This window comes from Pedobacter sp. 22163 (genome assembly GCF_052045595.1).
Classification (GTDB): Bacteria; Bacteroidota; Bacteroidia; order Sphingobacteriales; family Sphingobacteriaceae; genus Pedobacter.
This window is the reverse complement of sequence record NZ_JBQEPM010000007.1, coordinates 230,200-251,807: the sequence shown is the minus strand read 5'-3', so window position 1 is coordinate 251,807 and position 21,608 is coordinate 230,200. Positions and strand designations below refer to the sequence as shown.

Genomic DNA, 21,608 nt, shown 5'->3' with positions numbered 1-21,608 from the left:
TTCAATTTTGAGCCATTCAAAAAATGCCATGTAAACAGACTGGTCGGATTAAACTAAATAATTTGTCTTAAACTTTTTGAAATTAATTCCCTTACCATTAATAAATAGATAATGAGGTTAATGCTGTTTTTGCTCGTTGTTTGTTTCATCCTGCCTGCATTCGGGCAAGGCGGAAAAACGAGGTATCTATCACTACAGGAAGGCTTGTCTAGTCAACAGGTTATTGATCTGACACATGATAAATTCGGTTATGTATGGATTGCAACGGAACTGGGATTAAACCGCTTTGCCAGTAATTCATTTAAGCAATACTACAAGTCTGAAAAAGCAGATGGATTTTCGGTAAACAGTAACGAGATCAATACCCTTTATTACAATAATGACCAGCTTTACATCGGCACGCGGGCAAGCGGTTTAAATATTCTTGATATGAAAACCAACAGGTTTTCATATTATCTACATGATCCAAAAGACAAGAATTCTATTGCCACCAATGATATTACCGATATCATCAAAGCTAAAAATGATAAGATATGGCTTGCCACTTATCACCGCGGTGTACAGCGTTTCGACCCTGTAAGTAAGAAATTTGAACGGTTTAATAAATTAAATATACCTGCGCTGGCCGAAAACAGCATTTGGGCGCTTGCAGAAGACCATAACGGCCTGCTCTACATTGGTCATGTAAATAAGGGCATTTCTATTTTAAATTCACAAAATAAAGACGTAAAGCTGCTTACTAGCGAAAGTACAAATGGCCTGCTACCAGATAATGAGGTCAGATCGCTGTTTTGTGATAGTAAAAACAATATCTGGATAGGAACCAGAAAGGGGCTGGCAGTTTACCACCCTTTATCAAAAAGCATCCAAAAAATCAGCCTTGCCAGCCAATCAAAAAATGGTGATGAACCTTTTGTACACGCCATCAAAGAAATCAATGGGGTAATCTGGATCGGTACTGCTGGATCGCAAGTATTCATCATGAAACCTCAATATAGTAATTCCGGGAATATCCTGCATACCGGAGCAATTACGGCAACTGATCTGGAGAGGGGTAATAATGCTTCGGTACAGAGCATTGATCGTGACCGTTTCGGCAATGTTTGGTTAGGGATTTATAGTGGTGGCATCGCTTTTTTGGGTCATCTGGAACCATTTTTCTCCGTTTTACCCACTAAAAATATTAATCCTGGGGCAGACAGGCCGGCTACGGTAACCGGAATATTGAATGATGTAGGCAGCAGCATGTGGCTGGCTACGGCCGGAGATGGGATTTTGCAGATAAATGCTGAAAAAAAAATTACCAAAACGACTGCAGCGAACAGTGGGCTGGGAGATGATTTTCTCCTTTCTGCTTTTCAGGATAGTAAAAAAAACAAGTGGTTCGGCTTGCAAAAGGGAGGTGTGTCCTTCCTTGATGCAAAAAACAATACATGGAAGAAGATAAATGCCGGTGAAAAGATGTCGGCCGTTAGAGCAATTATGGAAGATTCACAGGGAAATATTTGTTTCGCTGCAGAGGAGGGTGTATTTGTTCATAATCCCCGCCACAATACTTTCTTAAAAGTAGCTACCAGGACACCTATGCTTGGTGATTATGCCCCCCGTACCTTAGTGGAGGACAGCCATGGGAATCTTTGGGTGGGTACTTATGGGCAGGGCCTTTACATTTTTGATCACAATAGAAAACTGATAAAAAAAATTGCTAAAGGGCAGGGGATTGGCAGCAATACCATCAACTATCTCTTTCGTGACCGGAGCAATAATATCTGGATTGCTACAAATGAAGGTCTGGCACTCCAGAGTGCCAATCGGGAAATGGGAAATCTTGAAAACATTGTTTTTCCCGAGTCCGATGCCTGGTTAACCGTAAATGCCATAGCCCAGGATCTTAATGGCAACATTTGGTGCTCCACCAGATTAGGTCTGCTAAGGTATCTACCAGAAGAAAAACGTATGCTGAGCTATGATCAGGCCTTTGGCTTGCCTCTAGGTGGCTTTACCAATAATAGCGTTGCGTTAGATAGGAGGGGATGGCTATTTTTTGGAATGCCTGCAGGAATCTGTTATTTTAATCCAGACCAGATCCCATTGAGCCTGCCAGAATCCCCAATAAGGATTAGCCGCTTTATGGTATTCAATACTGGAGAAAACCATGCACAATCTGAAAAATACCCAGGCCTCACCCAGCAGATAAGCCTGAAACATGAAGAAAATAGTTTCCGTATAGAGCTCGCTGTGATGGATTATGCTGTAAATGAGCTCGTTGAATTTAGCTACAAACTAAACGGACTGGACGAAAACTGGATATTTTTGGGAGGTGAAAAGAATCTAGATTTTCGAAATATCCCATACGGGAAATATGAGCTTCTCATACGCACTCGTCAGAAAAATGAACAATGGTCTGAAGATTATGAACGCCTTTTCATCAACATCGCCCCGCCGTTTTATCTAAGCACGTTTGCGCTGGTCACTTATTTTTTGCTCATTGCCGCTACGGTTTTTACTGTTTTATTTTTCTATGTCAAAAAAATAAGAGCAGAAGGTCAGCTCCGTGTTAAAAAGCTTCAACTTGAACAGGATGCACAGCTCCACAGGGAAAGGATGAATTTTTATACCAACATCACCCATGAACTACGGACACCGTTAACGCTAATCCTTGGTCCTTTGGAAGATTTGCTTGCTGAAGAAAAGTTATCTTCAAAACATAAAGATTGGGTCCATATTGTTCAGAAAAATGCAAACAGGCTATTTTCAATGGTCAATCAATTACTCGAATTTCGCAAAGTCGAGTCCCAGTATAAGCCATTGGTGTTAGGAGAAGCCTATTTGGGTGAACTGCTCTCAGAAATTGTGCTTAAATATAAAGAGGCAAACCATAATAAATCATTGAATATTGGTTATACTATCTTGCAGGAGGATATCAAAACCACCTTTGATGCAGAGATTGTGCAGTTGATTCTCGATAATTTATTGTCGAATGCCTGCAAGTTTACCTCAAAAGGCAATATAGATGTTGTTTTAAGTTATGAGAAAGATAAATTAAGCACCTGCGCTTTAATTACGGTAAAAGATACAGGATGTGGTATTGCTCCGGAGCACTTAAGCAGGATATTTGATAAATTTTATCAGGTACCCAAATCTGTAAGCCATGGCTCTGGTATTGGCCTGGCTTTGGCTAAGGAGCTGGCTGCAATTCATCACGGAAAAATTTACGTCAAAAGTGAACTGGGTAAGGGAAGTGAGTTTTCTGTTCGCTTAGTCACCAATACAGTTCTACTTTCTGTAGCTCCCCCAATGCCAGATCTTCAACCGGCAGCACTTGATATACAGTTGCCCCCGGATGATCAGCGCCAATTGCTCTTGCTGGTGGAAGACGATAATGATCTTCGAGAGTACCTTTCTTCTGTACTTGATACAAAATATGAACTGGTTACGGCCGAAAATGGACTACAGGGGCTTGAACTTGCCAAAATCCGCATCCCAGACATCATTATTAGCGATCTGACGATGCCTGATATGGACGGATTCACTATGCTTGAAGCCTTAAAATGTGAGCGGGAAACCAGTCATATCCCAATTATACTTTTAACCGCCAGAGACAATGAGGTAGATATGGGACGGGGATATGAACTTGGCGTTGATTCTTACTTAACTAAGCCAGTAAGTCCGAAACTGCTTCACCACCGTATAGAAAACCTATTGACAAAACGCAAGACCATTTATAACGAATTACTTGGACAACTCTCCACTCGGGTAAAGCAGGGAACCACAGAAGCGCCGGTAAATACTGAGTTGTGGAGGGAAAATGCCTTCGTAAAGGAGTTTGTAGCGCTGGTTGAAGAAGGTATACAGGACGAAGTGCTTGATACGGCTACTCTTGCCGAAAAAATGAACATGAGCCAGTCTACCCTCTATCGAAAACTCAAAGGCATTACCGGAAAAAACATTAACCAGTTGGTGCGAAAGGTAAGGATTCAAAAGGCTGCTCAACTGCTCCGCTCAGGCCAATATAACATCACCGAAGTGTCTTTGATGGTTGGCATCAATAGTTCCATTTATTTTCGTCAATGCTTTAAAGAAGAATTTGGTCAGCTCCCTTCCGAATATCAAAAAAAGAGGTCTTAGCGCTTTAAAAAGGTGAATTTGACGAAAAATTAGCTGTTAATTGACGGATATGTATATGGCTTTCCAGCTCATATTCCATTATGTTTGATTCCGAAAACCAACTATAAACCCATCTCAGAATAACGCGCAAGGCCCTTATTTCAAGAGTGATTTATTTTGATGATTTCCAGATGAGACAAATAGGGTCCAGATCGCTAACTATGATTTTGATTCATTTCTGCAGCGCAGTATTTACTCATTGTGAAAAGGGAGAATATTTGGTGTTAGCTATTCATTACACTTAAAAACCAAATATTAAAATGAGAATTCTGAAAATTTTATTTATCTGCGTGATGATATGGGGAGTACCTACATATTCATTTGCACAACGTAAGATTTCAGGGCAGGTATTTAGCGAAAAAAATGAACCCCTAACGGGTGTTACCGTTTTTGTTGAAGGTATGCCAACTGAAATCACCACTACGGATCAAAATGGCCGTTTCCAAATCCAGACGAGCAAAACAGCATTGGTGTTCACTTACATTGGTTTCAAAAACCAGCACGTAGTTTTGGGCGAAAAGAGTGAACTCAAAGTTATCCTCGAAGATGATAACAAGGATCTGGATGAAGTGGTAGTGGTGGGTTATGGCAAGCAATCTAAACGCAATATTACAGGGGCAGTAAGTAATATCAAATCGGAAGACATCGTAAGAACATCATCTACTACCGCCGCCGGAGCTTTGGCGGGCAAGGTACAGGGTGTGTCTGTACGCGCTAAAGATGCACGTCCGGGAAGGGGAGCAAGTATTGAAATCCGCAACATGGGAAATCCATTATATGTAATCGACGGTGTAGCATATGGCGGACAAACCGGAACAGACTGGGTTGGTACTCAAAATGCGTCAGGAGCCGACATATTTAATGCACTGAATCTAGAGGATATTGAAAGTATTTCGATCCTTAAAGATGCAGCGGCAGCCGTATATGGTTTTCGTGCAGCAAGAGGGGTAGTGTTGATTACAACAAAGAAAGGCAGCAAAAACGAAACTGCGAAAATAAACATCAATGGATACCAGGGTTGGCAAAATATAACACGTTTCCCAACTATGGCCAATGCTGCCCAATATACCAGGGGCTTAGTAGAGGCTGCTCAGAATGAGAACAGAAATCCAACTTCAGTTTATACCCCTGCAGAACTAGCCAAATGGCAGGCCGGAACAGAACCAGGGTACCAAAATAATGATTATTACGATATGGTAATCCGCAAAAATATTCCGCAGCGTTACATCAATGCGAATGTTACCGGAGGATCCAAGAACTCAAACTATTTCCTTTCTGTTGGTAATCTGGATCAGGATGCGATGATTAAAGATTTTTCTTACAAACGCACCAATCTACAGGCTAACATAGAAGCAACCATTCTGGAAGGCTTAACCGTTGGGGCGCAAATTTCGGGCAGACAGGAAACAACAAAAGATGTAGGACTTCCGGGAGGAGATGGTTACTTCTCTTCTATGCTGGCTATTTTTAGAAACAGACCAACAGTACCTGCTTATGCCAATGGAAATCAGGCCTATCCTAACCATGTGAACGATTTTGCATATAATCCAGCCCTGTTTAGCAGAGATATTGTAGGTTATAAGGATAATAAGTACATCAGCGGTAATGTCAATCTAACTACATCATACAAAACCAAATTTGGTTTATCAGCAAAAGGAACACTATCCTACAACTATACGGATAACAAATTTGACGGTTTCCAGTATACTTATGACGTTTACAGATATGAAAACAACAACTATAACCGTACAGGTGGAAGCGATGCAGGCTGGAGATATAAAACTGACCGCGTAGCGGTATCCCGCTTTGCTCAGTTCCAGTTAGATTATACCAAACAGATAGGCGACCATAACTTTTCGGCAACGGTAGGTTATGAAAAATCAGATTGGGACAGGACTTATTCTGCACTTGGCTCAAATCCTACAAATAATTATATTCCATTAATGAAATTAGCTGAACTGAATAGTTTGGGTGATGATTGGTCATACGAAGCCAGAGCTGGTTATATAGGTCGTTTTAATTACAATTATAAAGGTAAATACCTGGTTGAGATACTCGGTCGTTACGATGGTTCATACTTATATTACAAAGGGAATGAGTGGGGGCTTTTTCCAGGTGCGAGTTTAGGTTGGCGTATTTCTGATGAGTCGTTTTTTAAACCGCTTAAAGGTGTTGTAAATGACATGAAAATCAGGGCATCAATCGGTCAGACAGGACTGGAAGAAGGTGTAGGTATGCACGGTTATTTAGCTGGCTATAATTTCGGCTCAGGAGATGCGGTGCTTAATGGGACTTATTATCCTGGTATTCAGCCTAAGTCTCTTCCGGTAAGAAACCTTTCCTGGGTAAAAAACACCAACTATAACCTTGGTCTGGATTTGGGATTATTCGACAACAAACTGACCATAACAGCAGACGCATTTAAAATTATACGTACTGGCTACCCCGCGCAACGCTACGATGTATTGCTGCCTAGCGAAATCGGATACGGATTACCAAACGAAAATCTGAATAAAAATGGATATTATGGCGTAGAGGGTATTGCAACGTACACCAGTAAGATAGGCGAATTGAATTATGTAGTGAGTGGTAATTTCACATTTTCACGCTATAGAACTATCGAGTCATATAAACCACGTTTCAGTAATTCATTGAATGAATATAGAAACTCAGCAGAAGATCGCTGGGGTGGCGTTTGGTGGGGCTACCAGGTTGTCGGCCGTTTTGAATCGGAAGAACAGATTCGTAACTATCCAATAAACAATGATGGAAACAATAACAGAACGCAATTACCAGGCGATTTTATTTACAAAGATGTAAACGGTGATGGCGTGATTAATGGAACGGATGAGCGCCCTATCGGTTATCCTACAGGGTGGGCACCAATGATGACCTTTGGGGGTAGAATTGGATTGAGTTATAAAGGAATAGACCTGAATGTAGATTTCGCAGGAGGTGCAATGCAATCATGGAACCAGGATTATGAGTTAAGAAATGCTTTTCATGGTGGTGGTAACTCACCGGCATATTTGCTGGAAGACAGGTGGCACCGGGCAGATCCCTACAATCCGAACAGTGAGTGGATTTCGGGGTATTATCCAGCTATCCGTAACGGAAATACAGGGCCAAATAGCAGAAACAGCGATTTTTGGTTAACCAATGTAAGATACCTGCGGGTTAGAAATTTAGAGCTGGCTTATACTTTGCCCCAAAAAATTTCACAGAAGATTAAAGCACAAAAAATCCGTGTGTATGTTAATGGCTCAAATCTGATTTCTTTTGACAATGTAAAGGATTTCCAGATCGATCCTGAAATTGAAGCTGCAGCAGCTGTTGTCTATCCTCAGCAAAAAGTTTTTATGGCTGGTTTCAATGTAACGTTTTAAACAAGGACACCTAAAAATTGACTAAAATGAAAAAAATTTATATATCTATCACTTTGCTGGCTTGCTTGATCATGAGTAGCTGCAAGCATGAAGACTGGTTTGATCGTGAATCAAAAAGCACGATCACTGATGAACAATTATGGAATGATCCTAAACTATTGACTTCCTTATTGGCTAATTATTATAACCGGTTACCTTCCTTACATGGTGTTTTTAATACTGGTGGGATGACTGAACTTGATGATGCCATGTGGTCTGGCCACCGTGACCAGAACTGGAGAAACGATTTTCAGTTTGGGGATGATTATGGACGCTATTGGGATTATGGATTAATCAGGGATATAAATTTGTCCCTTGAAAATCTGGAGACACAGAGCGTAAAGCTAACTGCAGATCAAAAACGCTTATTCAGAGCGGAATTTCGTTTTATGAGGGCATTTGTATATTTTGAAATGGTAAAACGCATGGGCGGAGTACCGATTGTAGAAAAACAACTAATTTACGACTTTAGTGGCGACCCTACACCGCTTCAGGTTCCGCGTGCAAAGGAGCATGAAGTTTACGACTTTATATATCGTGAACTGGAGGCAATTAAGGAAGATCTGGCACCAAACAACAGTAGCAAAACCAGATCAAATAAATATACTGCCCTTGCATTGGAAAGCAGGGCCATGCTTTACGCCGGTTCAATTGCTAAATACAACAGTTTAATGGCCAGCCCAATATCAACCCCTGGCGGTGAAGTTGGTATTCCTGTATCAATGGCAGCAGATTATTACAATAAATCGTTAACCGCATCTAAGGAAATCATCAGCGGTCCATATTCGCTTTTTAATGAAAATCCGGATAAAGGCGCTAATTTTTATGACATGCTGAATAAGAAAACGGGAAGCGAAGTGATTTTTGCTAAAGATTTTGCACCCAGTGTTAAAGTGCACCGTTTTGCTTATGATAATATTATCAAAAGCATGACAGAAGACAACGAATCTTCATCAACCATATCACCATCACTGAGTTTTGTAGAAAGTTTCAACTATTTAGATGGATCTAAAGGTACGCTTCGCGACAAGGATGCCGCAGGTAATTACATTGCCTACACAGGTATAATGGATATTTTTGCAGGTAAGGATGCACGTTTATTTGGAACGGTAATTTACCCAGGTACAAACTTCAAAAATAATCCCGTAAGAATACAGGCTGGTGTTGCGGTTTGGAACAATGGGACCTATCAGCTAAGCACTTCGGCAGAATTGGGTAAAAACTACACCGATGGGCAGCTTTGGACTGGTTTTGACGGGCCAAAAGATGATGCCATGGATGTAAGCAATACGGGGTTTTATATTCGGAAATTTGTAAGTGACGCTTCGGCAGCAAGTACAAGAGGTACCAGTGCATCAAACTGGTGGCCATGGTTTCGTTTAGGCGAAATTTACCTTAATGCAGCAGAAGCTGCCTTTGAACTGGGGAGACCTGAAGGCCTTGGATATGTTAATTCGATAAGGGCCCGTGCCGGATTCCCTGCTAATAGCCTTGGCGCACTAACAACAGATATCATCCGTAATGAGCGACGTGTGGAGCTTGCTTTTGAAGACCATCGTTATTTTGATTTAAAAAGATGGCGTATCGCGCATATTGTTTGGGATGGCTCAGAGAATGACCCTAATGCAGTAGTTAGAGGACTTTATGGATACAGAGTGGTAAGGCCAGGACATCCAGATAATGGTAAATACATTTATGAGCGTATCAGACCAAGCCGTTTCCGCCGGGCAAGATTTTTCCGCATGGCCAATTATTATTCATCAATAGCTCAGGACGTGTTAAACAACAATCCAAAAATTGTTAGAAATCCATTCAACTAATTTTTACGAATATGAAATTTAAATTTTTAATGATATTTGCTATAGTAACCAGTGTATTTCTGGTAAGCTGTGAATATGACAATTTTAAGGCTCCTGAAGTAACCCTTGCAGGAAAAGTCGTTTATCAGGGAAGAGCGGTTAGCGTACGTAACAACGGGCCTCAATTAGAATTGTGGCAGGATGGTTATCCACTTAAATCACCCATTACAATATACCTTAATCAGGACGGAACTTTTTCTGCAAAACTATTTGATGGCCAATATAAGCTGGTACGCAGAGCCGATGCACCTTGGCTACAACAGGCTACAGATACGGTAAGGATAGATGTAAGGGGAGATACCAATCTTGATATTCCAGTTACGCCTTATTTTACCATCACTGGCGAATCTTTTCAAAAATCTGGTGATAACATTATTGCCAAACTTGTAGTTAATAAAGTAGTGCAGACTGCAAATCTCGAGTTTGTACGTCTCTATCTTGGAAAATCAGTATTGACTGATCAGGTACAACGCGAAGTCAGGGTAGATGCAAACTTGAGTAATGTGGTGCTTGGCCAGCAAATCGAAATTTCTTCAGGTGCATTGCCTGATAATTTGAAATCGTTGGATTATATATATGCCAGATTGGGTGTTAAATCTACCTCTGCCGGAGAATATAGCTATACCCAAGTACAAAAAATTGCTTTAAAATAATAGTGTAAAGGGTGCGGTTTTTCTCGCCGCACCCTATTTTATTCATGAAGAACCTCAAAAAACTTTAACCTCCAACCATGAAAAGCCTTCAATTTCAATCCCTTATTCTCCTTTCTTTTTTGCATATAGCTTTTATTGGAAACTTGTTTGGTCAGGAGTATAAAACTGGTCCGGAAGAAAAAGATTTTGCCGGATACCTGTTTACCTACTTCAAGGGGAATGCAGTGAAGGATGAGGCAGTCTGCTTTGCAATCAGTACCGATGGATACAATTATCGCGCGCTGAATAATAACCAGCCTGTTCTGGATTCAAAAGTAATCAGTTCTACTGGAGGAGTACGTGATCCTCACATCCTTAGGGCAGAAAATGGAAAATCGTTTTATATGGTGCTCACCGATATGACTTCCTCGAAAGGATGGGATTCTAATCGGGCATTGATTTTGATGAAATCTGATGACCTGCTGAACTGGAAACATACCATAATTAATATACAGAAACGTTTCAAAGGAAATGAAAACTTAAAACGGGTGTGGGCACCACAAACCATTTATGATCCGGCAAGGAAAAAATACATGGTATATTGGTCTATGCAGCATGGTACTGGTCCGGATATTATTTATTATGCCTATGTAAACAGTAATTTTACCGACTTTGAAACTGAACCAACGGTACTATTTCGTCCGAAGAATGGCAAATCCTGCATTGATGGCGACATCATTAATAAAAACGGACTGTTTTACCTGTTTTATAAAACAGAAGGCAATGGAAATGGAATAAAACTGGCACTAACGGATTCGCTGGTTTCCGGGAAATGGATCGAGCAAGAAGGCTATAAGCAGCAAACCAGCGATGCTGTTGAAGGCTCAGGAGTGTTTAAGCTCAACAACAGCGAAAAATATATATTAATGTACGATGTGTACGGAAAAGGAAAATACCAGTTTTGTATAAGTGATGATCTGGATAAATTTAAGGTAATAGATCAGGATGTAAAAATGGATTTTCATCCAAGGCACGGAACAATTATTCCTATTTCCCGTAAAGAGTTAACTGCGCTTACTACCCGCTGGGGCATACCCCAAGGCATGGCGTTGAAACTAAAAAAGAATCCTGTGCTAGATGGTTTTTATGCAGATCCGGATGTGTTATATTCCAATAAAACAAAGAAATACTATATCTATCCAACCAGTGATGGTTTCGACGGCTGGAGTGGCTATTATTTTAAAGCTTTTTCTTCTACAGACCTGGTTAACTGGAAAGATGAAGGCGTTATTCTTGATCTGAAAAAAGATGTTACCTGGGCCAACCGTAATGCCTGGGCACCCACCATTGCAGAGAAAAAGGTAAAAGGTGATTATAGGTATTACTATTATTTTACAGCAGCACAAAAAATCGGTGTCGCTGAATCAAACCTTCCAACAGGTCCATTTGTGGATGCTGGAAAATCGCTGATCAATTTTAAACCGGAAGGGGTAAAAGGGGGACAGGAAATTGACCCTGCCGTATTTACCGATCCTAAAACGGGTACAAGCTATTTGTACTGGGGAAATGGATACCTTGCAGTAGCTGAACTTAATAGAGACATGGTATCTCTAAAAGCCAATACAACCAAAGTTCTTCAAACGGATAAAACTTTTAGAGAAGGTACCTATGTATTTTACCGTAAGGGAATTTATTATTTCCTATGGTCTGATGAGGATACGAGAAGTGAAAATTATCGGGTACGTTATGGTACCTCAGGTTCTCCTACTGGTCCAATTAAGGTTTCAGAAAATAATCTGATTCTTCAAAAAGATCCATCCAAAGAAATTTATGGTACAGGGCATAATTCTGTGTTACAAATTCCAGGAAAAGATGAGTGGTATATGGTTTATCACAGGTTTAGTTATCCCGATGGCATAAAAATGGGCGATGCAGCAGGCTATAACCGTGAGGTTTGTATAGATCCGATGTATTTTGATGAACAGGGAAATATTGTACCTGTAAAACCTACACACTAAAATAAAGAGCATGATCCGATTGATTAAAAGGATAGGATTAGGGTAAATTAATTTAGTTGATTTAATCCGTTGTATTTTTTAAAATATTATAATTCTTCAGGTTCTCTTAGATCTTTAAGATCCTATTTAATGCAAAGAAATCATTTTGAGAAAGTCAGTTTGAAAACTTTTTTAGCTTAACCTTGCTTTTTCCAGGAACCTTTCTCACTAAGAATTTTTAAATAGCTGTTATATGGCTCGTTAGCGTGATAAAGTTCATACAGCTGATCGGCTAGCGCCGTAAGAAAGTTAAAGAAAATTAAAAATTCTTCTTCTGAGTTATAAATCCCACCCCACTCATTCAATCTCCAATTTAACATTTTTCCATTCTGAGTAGTGATCGAAAATTCCAGGTAAGGAATATTTACATCTGTGTTTTTATAATAGTCTTGCTGTAGTCCCCCAAAAAGGCCTATTTGCTTTACGGGAACCTGAATGGAGTGTATTTCTGAAAACAAAACAGAACCGAAACAAGAACTGGTAAAGCCTTCTTTGGTTAGTGAAACAATTTCTCCCGATCGCCTTTTGGAGGCCACTTTAACCAACCTGTAAATGCCCATAAACATTAATGGTAAGAGGATCAGCAATAGCCAGGCCGGGAAAAGTGGATCCGGATGCAGCAGTAAAACGGTGGCTGTTAGTGCAATAGTTAGCAAGGCGGTAAAAAACCAGAACAGAATAGTTGAGTCTTTTTTGCCGTTATTAAAATGGAAGCGATAGGTATTCATAAATAACTAATAGGATAAATATCAAACCACAATTTCGGAAATTATTGCAGTAACGAAAGAGAAATTAATTGATAAAATTTTTAATTTAGCTATACAAGGGGAGTTGAAAAGAAATCTGCAACTGTTAAGATTGGAGAAGGTTTTATTATTATGGTTATCATCATTTGGAAATGGAATTTTCGAAATAAAACTGAAAAATTAATTCATCTACTTTGCTGAAAAATACAAATGAAAAATGCTTTTACTTTAATTGTCCTGCTGTTAATGTTGCGCTGGCAAAAGCACAATGCAACCGAGAAGATATTATAGCCACTACTCCATAACGGCTATTGGTTAAAGACAATTATTTAATATGCTACACATCTAAGGAATAAATGGAGAATCATCAAATTGACTTTACGCAAATACAGTTACAGGAAAATATTCCGTTAACTGAAGAAGAAATAGCGCAAATGGAGACAGCGCAAAAAGCAGTTATGAGAATCGTTGTAATTACGCTTGTTGCGTGCATATTCTTTCTTGGGATAATCGCTGCTTTAGCTGTTGAAAAGGAAACGCTCAACAATCTGAAGTATTACGACTATATCGCTTTTACAGCTATAGGATTATTAATGTTTAGTTTTTGCTACTTCATTGCCTGGTTGGCAGATAGGTATAACAAATACAATTGGAAAAAAGATAAATTAAACGGAAAAAACAGATTAACAAGTGTAGTTATTGGTAGCGACAAAACAGAACACGCAGAATACCTGACTTTTTCGGGCCCATTCAAAAATGAAAAAATAAGGGTTGAGGTTAAACAAGAGGATTATAACCGTTACAAAATTGGATCGAAAGTTATTGTTACTTATCTAAAATTTAGCAAGAGAGCTCTTGATATCGCAGACTTTTAAATTTGTGATCAATAAAAATGGTTCTGCTATTTTAAGCAATGGATGATTTTCTGCTGTTGACAACATTGCGGCATTTCGTTTTTACAATCTAGGTATATTGGAAGATATCAGCTCAGTAATGTTACAAATACCTATTTTTTTTGCAAAATTTAATAAAATGTAAAAGGATTGTTTGGTCAGGCCCCTCAGTATTTAAAGAAAATTCTGTTAAATATAAAAATGGCACAAGATTCTTCTTAGAAGAAGATAAATGTCATTAAAATAGCCCATTTTTAAATAAATCATCAATTTTAAATGGCATCTAAATTAATAATCATATATTTGCAGCCTTGAAAGTAAGCAATGTCTAATCCTATTAACCAGTGATTTGAATATTACTTTTAACAGAGCCATAGGAATAAGGCTTTTTTAATTTTTGAAGACAACCTAAACAACTTGAATGCTTAATTTAGTTCTCTTTGGCCCTCCAGGGGCGGGTAAAGGCACCCAATCTGAAAAGCTGATTGCAAAATATCAGTTGGTACACGTTTCAACAGGCGATCTTTTTAGAGCACACGTTAAAGGGGAAACCGAATTAGGAAAAAAAGTAAGTCAATTGTTAGCTGATGGAGAATTGGTTCCTGATGCCATTACAATTGCCATGCTTGAAGAAGAGGTAGATAAAAATCCTGATGCTAAAGGATTTGTGTTTGATGGATTTCCGCGTACCGTTCCACAAGCAATAGAGCTTGATTTATTTTTGGAGCGTAAAGGCAGTAAAATTGCTGGCGTTATTGCTTTAGATGTTGATCAGGAGGAATTAACAAAACGTATTGCCGAACGTCACAAAACCAGCGGCCGTCCTGATGACGATGCTGAAAAATTGAAAAAACGGATTTCAGAATACTTTGATAAAACCATCCATGTATTACCTTATTATGAGGAGCAAGGAAAGTTGAATAAAGTAAACGGAATTGGTGAAATAGAAACCGTATATAATGATCTTTGCGCTGTAATTGATCAGTATAAGGTATAAAGTTCAAGTAGCGGATATAAAAGAGAAGGTTTTAATTAATTCCTGATCTAGTATTCAAAAACATAAAAAGAGTTATAATGTTAAAACGTTATAACTCTTTAATTTTAAAGGAATTGTTGTTTTCGACGTTCCAGTATTAACATTTCAATATTAAAATATGTCACAGGGTTCGAATTTCGTAGATTATGTAAAGATTTGTTGCCGTTCTGGTAAGGGCGGGGCAGGTTCGGCACATTTGCACCGTGATATCTTAACATCAATGGGTGGTCCCGATGGTGGTGATGGCGGTCGTGGTGGCCACATTATCGTTAAAGGCAGCATCCATATCTGGACATTATTGCACCTTAAATACCGTAAGCACATTATTGCTGAAGATGGTGGAGCAGGTGGTAGTTCCCATAAATTCGGTAAACAAGGTAAAGATGAAATCCTCGAGGTTCCGCTTGGTACCATTGCTAAAGATGCTGAAACTGGAGAAGTTCTTTTCGAAATTACCAAAGATGGCGAAACTAAGATTTTAACAGCTGGTGGCCGTGGTGGCTTAGGGAATGCACACTTTAAAAATTCGGTTCAGCAAACACCGCGTTTTGCACAACCAGGTGAGCAGGGACAAGAGGTTTGGAACATTTTAGAATTAAAAGTTTTGGCCGACGTTGGCTTGGTTGGTTTCCCAAATGCAGGAAAATCTACTTTACTTTCAGTAGTTTCGGCTGCTAAGCCAGAAATTGCCGATTATCCTTTTACTACAATTGTTCCTAATCTGGGTATTGTAAGTTACAGGGGCGGAAAATCTTTTGTAATGGCCGATATCCCTGGGATTATCGAAGGTGCATCGAAAGGCAAAGGTTTAGGCTATCGTTTCTTACGCCACATTGAACGTAACTCGGTATTGTTATTCATGGTTCCGGCAGATACAAGCCGTTCAATTAAAGAAGAATACGAAATCCTTAAAAGCGAACTGGAATCTTACAATCCTGAATTAATGCAGAAACCGCATGTTTTGGCCATTACCAAATCAGATATGTTAGATGAAGAACTGATGGAAGAAATGAAACAGGATCTGCCAAATATTCCATCGATATTTATTTCGTCAGTAGCTGAAAAAAATATTTTAGAACTGAAAGATATGCTTTGGAAAGCGATTGAAGGATAAGCGGTTCGTTAGTTCAATGGTCAGTTGTTCATTAGTTCTACTCGTGCCTAATGAACCTTAACTATTAACCAAACTAGGCCCTCAAACCGTCTACAGCCAAACCAATCCATTCTTTAAACAACATTTCCCATGCGCCTAATGCACTGGCATTTGGGATGATGAAATCACTTAAGTCGAATTTAGTATCTCCAGAAAAATTAGTTGGGTAATATTCAATTTTCTGTTTTGCTTGTTTATCAAAAATCAGTTTTACCCTTGGGATGTGCCATGCACTGGTAATCACTAAAATTTTAGCTTCAGGGTTGTTTTTCGCGATGAGCGCCAGGCTGTATCTGGCATTTTCGATGGTATTTCTACTTTGGTTTTCAATCAGGATTGCAGTATCAGGAATACCGATCCGTTTTAAGTATTGAAGGGCTAAATCAGCTTCTTTTATTTTTCGGTCTATTAAATTTGCGCTCCCTCCACTAATTAATATCTGCTTAATCTTTCCTTTTTTATAAAGTGCGATTGCTTGGAACAATCTATCTCCTGCCCAATTAAAAGCAATTTCATTATTACGTTTATTTAAGCCCGAGAAGCCTCCAAGTACAATTCCAACGTCGTATTTTTCCACTTTTGGATAGCTGGCTTCGTAACTGTTCATTATTTTACCAATAATAAAAGCATTAGAGAAAAAGAAGAAAATGATCAAAGCACTGACCAAATATCGTTTTCTTTGTTTAGGTTTTTTTGATGCAATTGAGAAAATCAAAAGCACAAAAATCCACACTATAGGTTTAATGAGGAAAAGCAAAATCTTCGAGAGGATAAAAATCATATTTAGATATTATCCTGTAAAACTAAGAATTTGTTTAAATGAAAAAGGGAGATGGCAAGGTATTAATTGATTAAAATATACCTAATAATCGATTAATACCTTTACACTTTTTTATCCTTGTCCTTCTTGTACCTGACCATTTTCATGGGCACTTTCTAAAATTTCTTTCACATCTGATTTACGTTTCTTGGCAACAGTATGTTTAAAATGAGGTACTTCATGTTCAATAATATCTTCTTCAATAGCTTCAACACCAAAAACCTTCTCTTTTAAAAGATTGTATTTGTCCTGGAATCCATAACGAAGATTTCTGGCGCCGCCTGCAATTTTTCCTCGGGTACCTGCGCCGCTATCAGGTGCAAATAGAATACTAATTACTGCACCTGCGGCTAAACCAGCCACTAAAGCAAGTGCTATTTTTGCACTGTTATCCGATTCGTGCTTTAAATATTTTCCAATTAACTTTCTGTATTTCATGATCATGTGGTTTTATAAGTGAACAATTCGCTTGATATAATGTTTGATGTTTTTTGATTTGGAAAGCAATCAATAGCTTTTTTGTTAAAGCTTTCGACTTCTCAATTCATTTTCAAAAAAAGACCAGACTTTTACCTAAGTTTAAAGTTAAAGCACAATATTTGAGGTACTAAAACTAATTATATGGTAAAAGCGACAATAAATAAAGAGCATTATGCATGTTCTGTAACAAATGGTTCTCATGATATTATAGTGGACGAACCTTTAGAATTGGGTGGTACCCATAAAGGTTTTGCCCCAAAAGGATTGTTAATGGCCTCTTTAGCATCGTGTGTAGCCATTACCTTAAGGATGTATGCCGATAGAAAGCAATGGCCAATTGATAAAATTGAGGTAGAAGTAAATATTGATACCGAAAATGGGGAAACCATATTTTTTGAAGAAATTGTATGTACTGGGATACTTACCGAAGAACAAAAGATCAGATTGGAAGAAATTGCCGCAAAATGCCCTGTAAGTAAAATTTTGGCCTCCGGTCACGAAATCAGATCGAAGGTACTTTAATGGTAAAGGTGCAAAACTCGTTTACACATTGATAAAAAGCTTTAATATCTTTACCAATAAAAAAACCTTGGTGTGTTTTGCACCTGGTGGTTAAAACAATAATCAATGCCTACCGAAATAAAATGCCCCAACTGTGCCCATGTTTTTCCGATGGAAGAAGCCATGGCCGAAGATTATAAGAAAGAGCTACGTGAGAAAGCGGCTGCGTATGCAAGGCAGAAAGATGAAGAATATCAACGTAAACTGCAGATTTTCGAATCAGAAAAACAGCAGCAATTGAAAGCTTTTGATGCTAAACTTGCTGAAGAGAAAACCAAGCTTAAGGATAGTCTGGAGGAAAACCTGCGTAAAAGCATTTCGGCCGATTTTGAAACCAAACTGCAAATGCTGGAGGGTAATGCGAAAGATAATGCCGAAAAACTAAAGTTGGCCCGCGAAAAAGAACTGGAGTTTTTACGCCGTGAGGAAAGTCTTAAAATAAAGGAAGAAGAAATGGAACTTGCATTTCAACGTAAAATGCAAGAGCAGCGTAACGAGCTGGTAGAACAGATCCGTAAGCAAGAGGCAGAAAAAAATAGTATTAAAGATACCGAACACCAATTGCGTTTAAAGGAATTGGAAAAACAGCTCGACGACCAGAAAAAATTGGCCGAAGAAATGAAACGTAAAGCTGAGCAGGGCAGTATGCAATTGCAGGGCGAAGTGCAGGAACTGATTTTGGAAGAATTGCTCCGCACCAATTATCCCTTCGATTTAATTGAAGAAGTTGGTAAAGGAGTGCGTGGTGCAGATTGTGTACAGGTGGTACGTAACCAATTTGGACAGGAATGCGGTAAAATTATTTACGAAAGCAAGCGTACCAAAGATTTTGGTGGCGACTGGATCGAAAAACTGAAGAAAGATATGCGGAGTATGGGCATTGATGTAGCGGTAATCGTAAGTCAATGTTACCCAAAAGGCATGGATTGTTTCGGGCAGCGCGATGGGGTTTGGATCTGCTCTTTCGAAGAAGTAAATGCCGTAGCCTACGTGTTGCGTGAAGGTATTTTGCGCTTGGCCGGTGCAGTAAAATCGCAGGAAAACCGCGGCGAAAAAATGCACATGCTTTACGATTACCTCATGGGCGCAGAGTTTTCAGAACAATGGAAAGCCATTAGAGAAGGTTTTATGAGCATGAAACTATCCATACAACGTGAGCGTGATGCGATGGAACGCTTATGGAAAGCACGCGAAAAACAGTTAGAGAAAGTATTGTTAAATGCGACCCATATCCGCGGTTCGATAGAAGGCATTGCAGGTAGTGATAGTGTGCAGTTGAGTTTGACTGATGATGACGATGATACTTTGCTTTTAGAGTAAATTATCGTCGATTTAAACCGCTTAGATTTCGAAAACCTGAGCGGTTTAGGCAATAATTTTAACTGGATTAGTGTCTGAAGAGGTACGATTGAGTGTTGTGAGATATTTATTAAATATCTTTTCTGTGTTGAACAAACCAAAACCTGCAAGTTCTAATGTATATAAATAGTAATAACAAAAAATAAATGATAACATGAATAAGAAACCTAACCAATCCTTTAACCGCTTTAAAATCCTTACTTTAATATGCACTATGCTATTTTTTGGGAATGTTTTCGGGAACGTTCCCGAAAAGAGCTTGAAGTCGCCGGATGGCAATCTGGTGGCCAGCTTTTCTTTAGCTGATGGAGGAGTGCCCACTTATAGTTTAAAGTATAAGGGTAAGGATGTAATTAAAACTAGTAAATTGGGTTTAGAACTTAAAGACGGTAAATCTTTAATGAACGGTTTTACCATAAGTGATACCAAAACCAGCACTTTTAACGAAACCTGGAAACCGGTTTGGGGCGAAGTAAAAGAAATTGTAAATCATTACAACGAACTGGCGGTAACTTTAACGCAGAAGGAAACTAACCGCTATATTATAGTGCGGTTACGTTTGTTTAACGATGGCTTGGGGTTTAGATATGAATTTCCGGAGCAAAAAAACTTAGATTATTTCATAATTAAAGAAGAGAAAACCCAGTTTGCCGTGGCTGGCGACCATAAAGCATTTTGGCTTCCGGGCGATTATGATACACAGGAATACAGTACGGTAACCTCAAACTTATCAGAAGTACGCAGTAAAATGAAAGCTGCGGTTACACCAAATGCGTCGCAAACTACTTTCTCACCAACAGGTTTACAAACGCCTTTAATGATGAAGAGTAAAGATGGTTTGTACATCAATATCCATGAAGCGGCATTGATCAACTATTCGCTAATGTCGTTAAATCTCGACGATAAAAACATGGTTTTAGAATCGTGGCTAACGCCAGATGCAGTTGGCGATAAAGGTTATTTGCAGGCACCCTGTTTATCGCCCTGGAGAACCATTATTGTGAGTGATAAAGCAGGTGACATTTTAACCTCAAAGCTAACCTATAACTTAAACGAGCCAACAAAATTTAAAGATGTATCGTGGATAAAGCCAACCAAGTATGTGGGTGTTTGGTGGGAAATGATTACAGGTAAAAGTACCTGGGCATATAATGATTTAACCAGTGTGCAATTAGGAGTAACCGATTATGCCAAAACAAAAACTAATGGGAAACATGCTGCAAATACCGCACATGTAAAAGAATACATTGATTTTGCGGCTAAAAACGGATTAGATGCTGTTTTGGTTGAAGGCTGGAACGAAGGCTGGGAAGATTGGTTTGGTAAAACAAAAGATTATGTATTTGATTTTGTAACGCCCTATCCGGATTTCGATGTAAAAGAACTCCATCGTTATGCTGCAAGCAAAGGCATTAAAATGATTATGCACCATGAAACTTCTTCATCGGTACGTAATTATGAGCGCCATTTAGATACCGCTTATAATTTTATGAAAGCCAATGGTTACGATGCCGTTAAAAGCGGTTATGTAGGCAACATAATCCCACGGGGAGAACATCATTATGGCCAATGGTTAAACAATCATTACCTGTATGCCATCCAAAAAGCAGCAGAATATAAAATTATGGTGAATGCACATGAAGCTGTTCGTCCAACAGGCCTGGCACGTACTTATCCGAATTTAATTGGAAACGAATCGGCAAGGGGGACTGAATATGAAGCTTTTGGCGGCAATAATGCCGATCATACTACCATTTTACCTTTTACACGTTTAATTGGTGGTCCGATGGATTATACCCCTGGTATTTTTGAAACTAAAGTGAGTGTTTATAACCCCGAAAATACCTCTTTTGTGCACAGTACATTGGCCCGCCAGCTGGCACTTTACGTTACCATGTACAGCCCGTTGCAAATGGCTGCCGATTTACCTGAAACGTATAACAAGTACATGGATGCTTTTCAGTTTATTAAAGATGTGGCGGTAGATTGGGACGATACCAAAGTTTTAGAAGCAGAACCAGGCGATTATATCACTTTTGCGCGTAAAGCGAAAGGTAAAAATAACTGGTTTGTAGGCCGTACCAATGATGAAGTGGCCCGAACATCTAAAATCGATTTTAGCTTTTTGGATCCTGGCAAAAAATATACTGCAACCATTTATGCCGATGCAAAAGATGCCCATTACGAAACCAATCCTAAAGCCTATACCATTCGCAAAATGGAGGTAACCAATAAAACTAAATTAGCTCAATATTGTGCACCAGGTGGAGGATACGCGATTAGCATCATGGCGAAATAATTTTGTGTTTAGAATTGATGTGGTGTCGGTTGTTACCAACTGACACTACGTTATCTATCAGTAAGATGTAACATTCGACTAAACGCTGAATCTAGTCGTAACGTCTCGCTACGGCTTTTTG

Annotated in this window: 14 protein-coding genes; 11 read left to right on the top strand and 3 right to left on the bottom strand. The window is 39.1% G+C overall.

What is annotated here, in order from left to right:
- The first annotated feature begins 111 nt into the window (after positions 1–111).
- The 5 genes from ACTJKN_RS19115 to ACTJKN_RS19095 all read left to right on the top strand — a co-directional run bounded on the left by ACTJKN_RS19115 (position 112) and on the right by ACTJKN_RS19095 (position 12,101).
- A complete protein-coding gene (locus ACTJKN_RS19115) occupies positions 112–4,128 on the top strand; it encodes a two-component regulator propeller domain-containing protein (protein WP_440827328.1) in 4,017 nt (1,338 codons plus the stop codon).
- Positions 4,129–4,427: 299 nt separating this feature from the next.
- On the top strand, positions 4,428–7,553 hold the full coding sequence (locus ACTJKN_RS19110) for a SusC/RagA family TonB-linked outer membrane protein (protein ID WP_440827327.1): 3,126 nt from the start codon (positions 4,428–4,430) through the stop codon (positions 7,551–7,553).
- Between the two features lie 26 nt (positions 7,554–7,579).
- Entirely contained in the window at positions 7,580–9,412 is a 1,833-nt protein-coding gene (locus ACTJKN_RS19105; RefSeq protein WP_440827326.1) for a RagB/SusD family nutrient uptake outer membrane protein, read from the top strand.
- 11 nt (positions 9,413–9,423) lie between these two features.
- The gene (locus ACTJKN_RS19100) at positions 9,424–10,104 is read left to right on the top strand and encodes a DUF3823 domain-containing protein (protein WP_440827325.1); all 681 of its coding nucleotides are present in this window, start codon (positions 9,424–9,426) and stop codon (positions 10,102–10,104) included.
- A gap of 77 nt (positions 10,105–10,181) precedes the next feature.
- Positions 10,182–12,101, top strand: a complete 1,920-nt coding sequence (locus tag ACTJKN_RS19095; protein WP_440827324.1) for a family 43 glycosylhydrolase — start codon at positions 10,182–10,184, stop codon at positions 12,099–12,101.
- Positions 12,102–12,277: 176 nt separating this feature from the next.
- On the opposite strand, the gene ACTJKN_RS19090 is transcribed toward ACTJKN_RS19095, so the two are convergent.
- Positions 12,278–12,868, bottom strand: coding sequence for a hypothetical protein (locus tag ACTJKN_RS19090; protein WP_440827323.1), 591 nt, complete (start codon positions 12,866–12,868; stop codon positions 12,278–12,280).
- Between the two features lie 374 nt (positions 12,869–13,242).
- Here ACTJKN_RS19090 and ACTJKN_RS19085 point away from each other — a divergent pair, with 374 nt between their 5' ends.
- The 3 genes from ACTJKN_RS19085 to obgE all read left to right on the top strand — a co-directional run bounded on the left by ACTJKN_RS19085 (position 13,243) and on the right by obgE (position 15,929).
- On the top strand, positions 13,243–13,761 hold the full coding sequence (locus ACTJKN_RS19085) for a hypothetical protein (protein WP_440827322.1): 519 nt from the start codon (positions 13,243–13,245) through the stop codon (positions 13,759–13,761).
- A gap of 439 nt (positions 13,762–14,200) precedes the next feature.
- Positions 14,201–14,776, top strand: a complete 576-nt coding sequence (locus ACTJKN_RS19080) for an adenylate kinase (protein WP_440827321.1) — start codon at positions 14,201–14,203, stop codon at positions 14,774–14,776.
- Between the two features lie 157 nt (positions 14,777–14,933).
- Positions 14,934–15,929, top strand: a complete 996-nt coding sequence (gene obgE / locus ACTJKN_RS19075; protein ID WP_440827320.1) for a GTPase ObgE — start codon at positions 14,934–14,936, stop codon at positions 15,927–15,929.
- Positions 15,930–16,002: 73 nt separating this feature from the next.
- On the opposite strand, the gene ACTJKN_RS19070 is transcribed toward obgE, so the two are convergent.
- Positions 16,003–16,575 (bottom strand): YdcF family protein, encoded by a 573-nt coding sequence (locus tag ACTJKN_RS19070; protein WP_440827319.1) that lies wholly within the window; start codon positions 16,573–16,575, stop codon positions 16,003–16,005.
- A gap of 285 nt (positions 16,576–16,860) precedes the next feature.
- Positions 16,861–17,226 carry a YtxH domain-containing protein gene (locus tag ACTJKN_RS19065; protein WP_440827318.1) on the bottom strand — a complete coding sequence of 122 codons (366 nt, stop codon included), beginning with the start codon at positions 17,224–17,226 and terminating at the stop codon, positions 16,861–16,863.
- Positions 17,227–17,409: 183 nt separating this feature from the next.
- Between ACTJKN_RS19065 and ACTJKN_RS19060 the strand changes: the two genes are divergently transcribed.
- The 3 genes from ACTJKN_RS19060 (at position 17,410) to ACTJKN_RS19050 (ending at position 21,487) form a co-directional block, all read left to right on the top strand.
- On the top strand, positions 17,410–17,790 hold the full coding sequence (locus ACTJKN_RS19060) for an OsmC family protein (RefSeq protein WP_440827317.1): 381 nt from the start codon (positions 17,410–17,412) through the stop codon (positions 17,788–17,790).
- 105 nt (positions 17,791–17,895) lie between these two features.
- Complete coding sequence (locus ACTJKN_RS19055) at positions 17,896–19,149, top strand: DUF2130 domain-containing protein (protein ID WP_440827316.1); 1,254 nt, start codon at positions 17,896–17,898, stop codon at positions 19,147–19,149.
- 193 nt (positions 19,150–19,342) lie between these two features.
- Entirely contained in the window at positions 19,343–21,487 is a 2,145-nt protein-coding gene (locus ACTJKN_RS19050) for a glycoside hydrolase family 97 protein (protein WP_440827315.1), read from the top strand.
- The last annotated feature ends 121 nt before the right edge of the window (positions 21,488–21,608 follow it).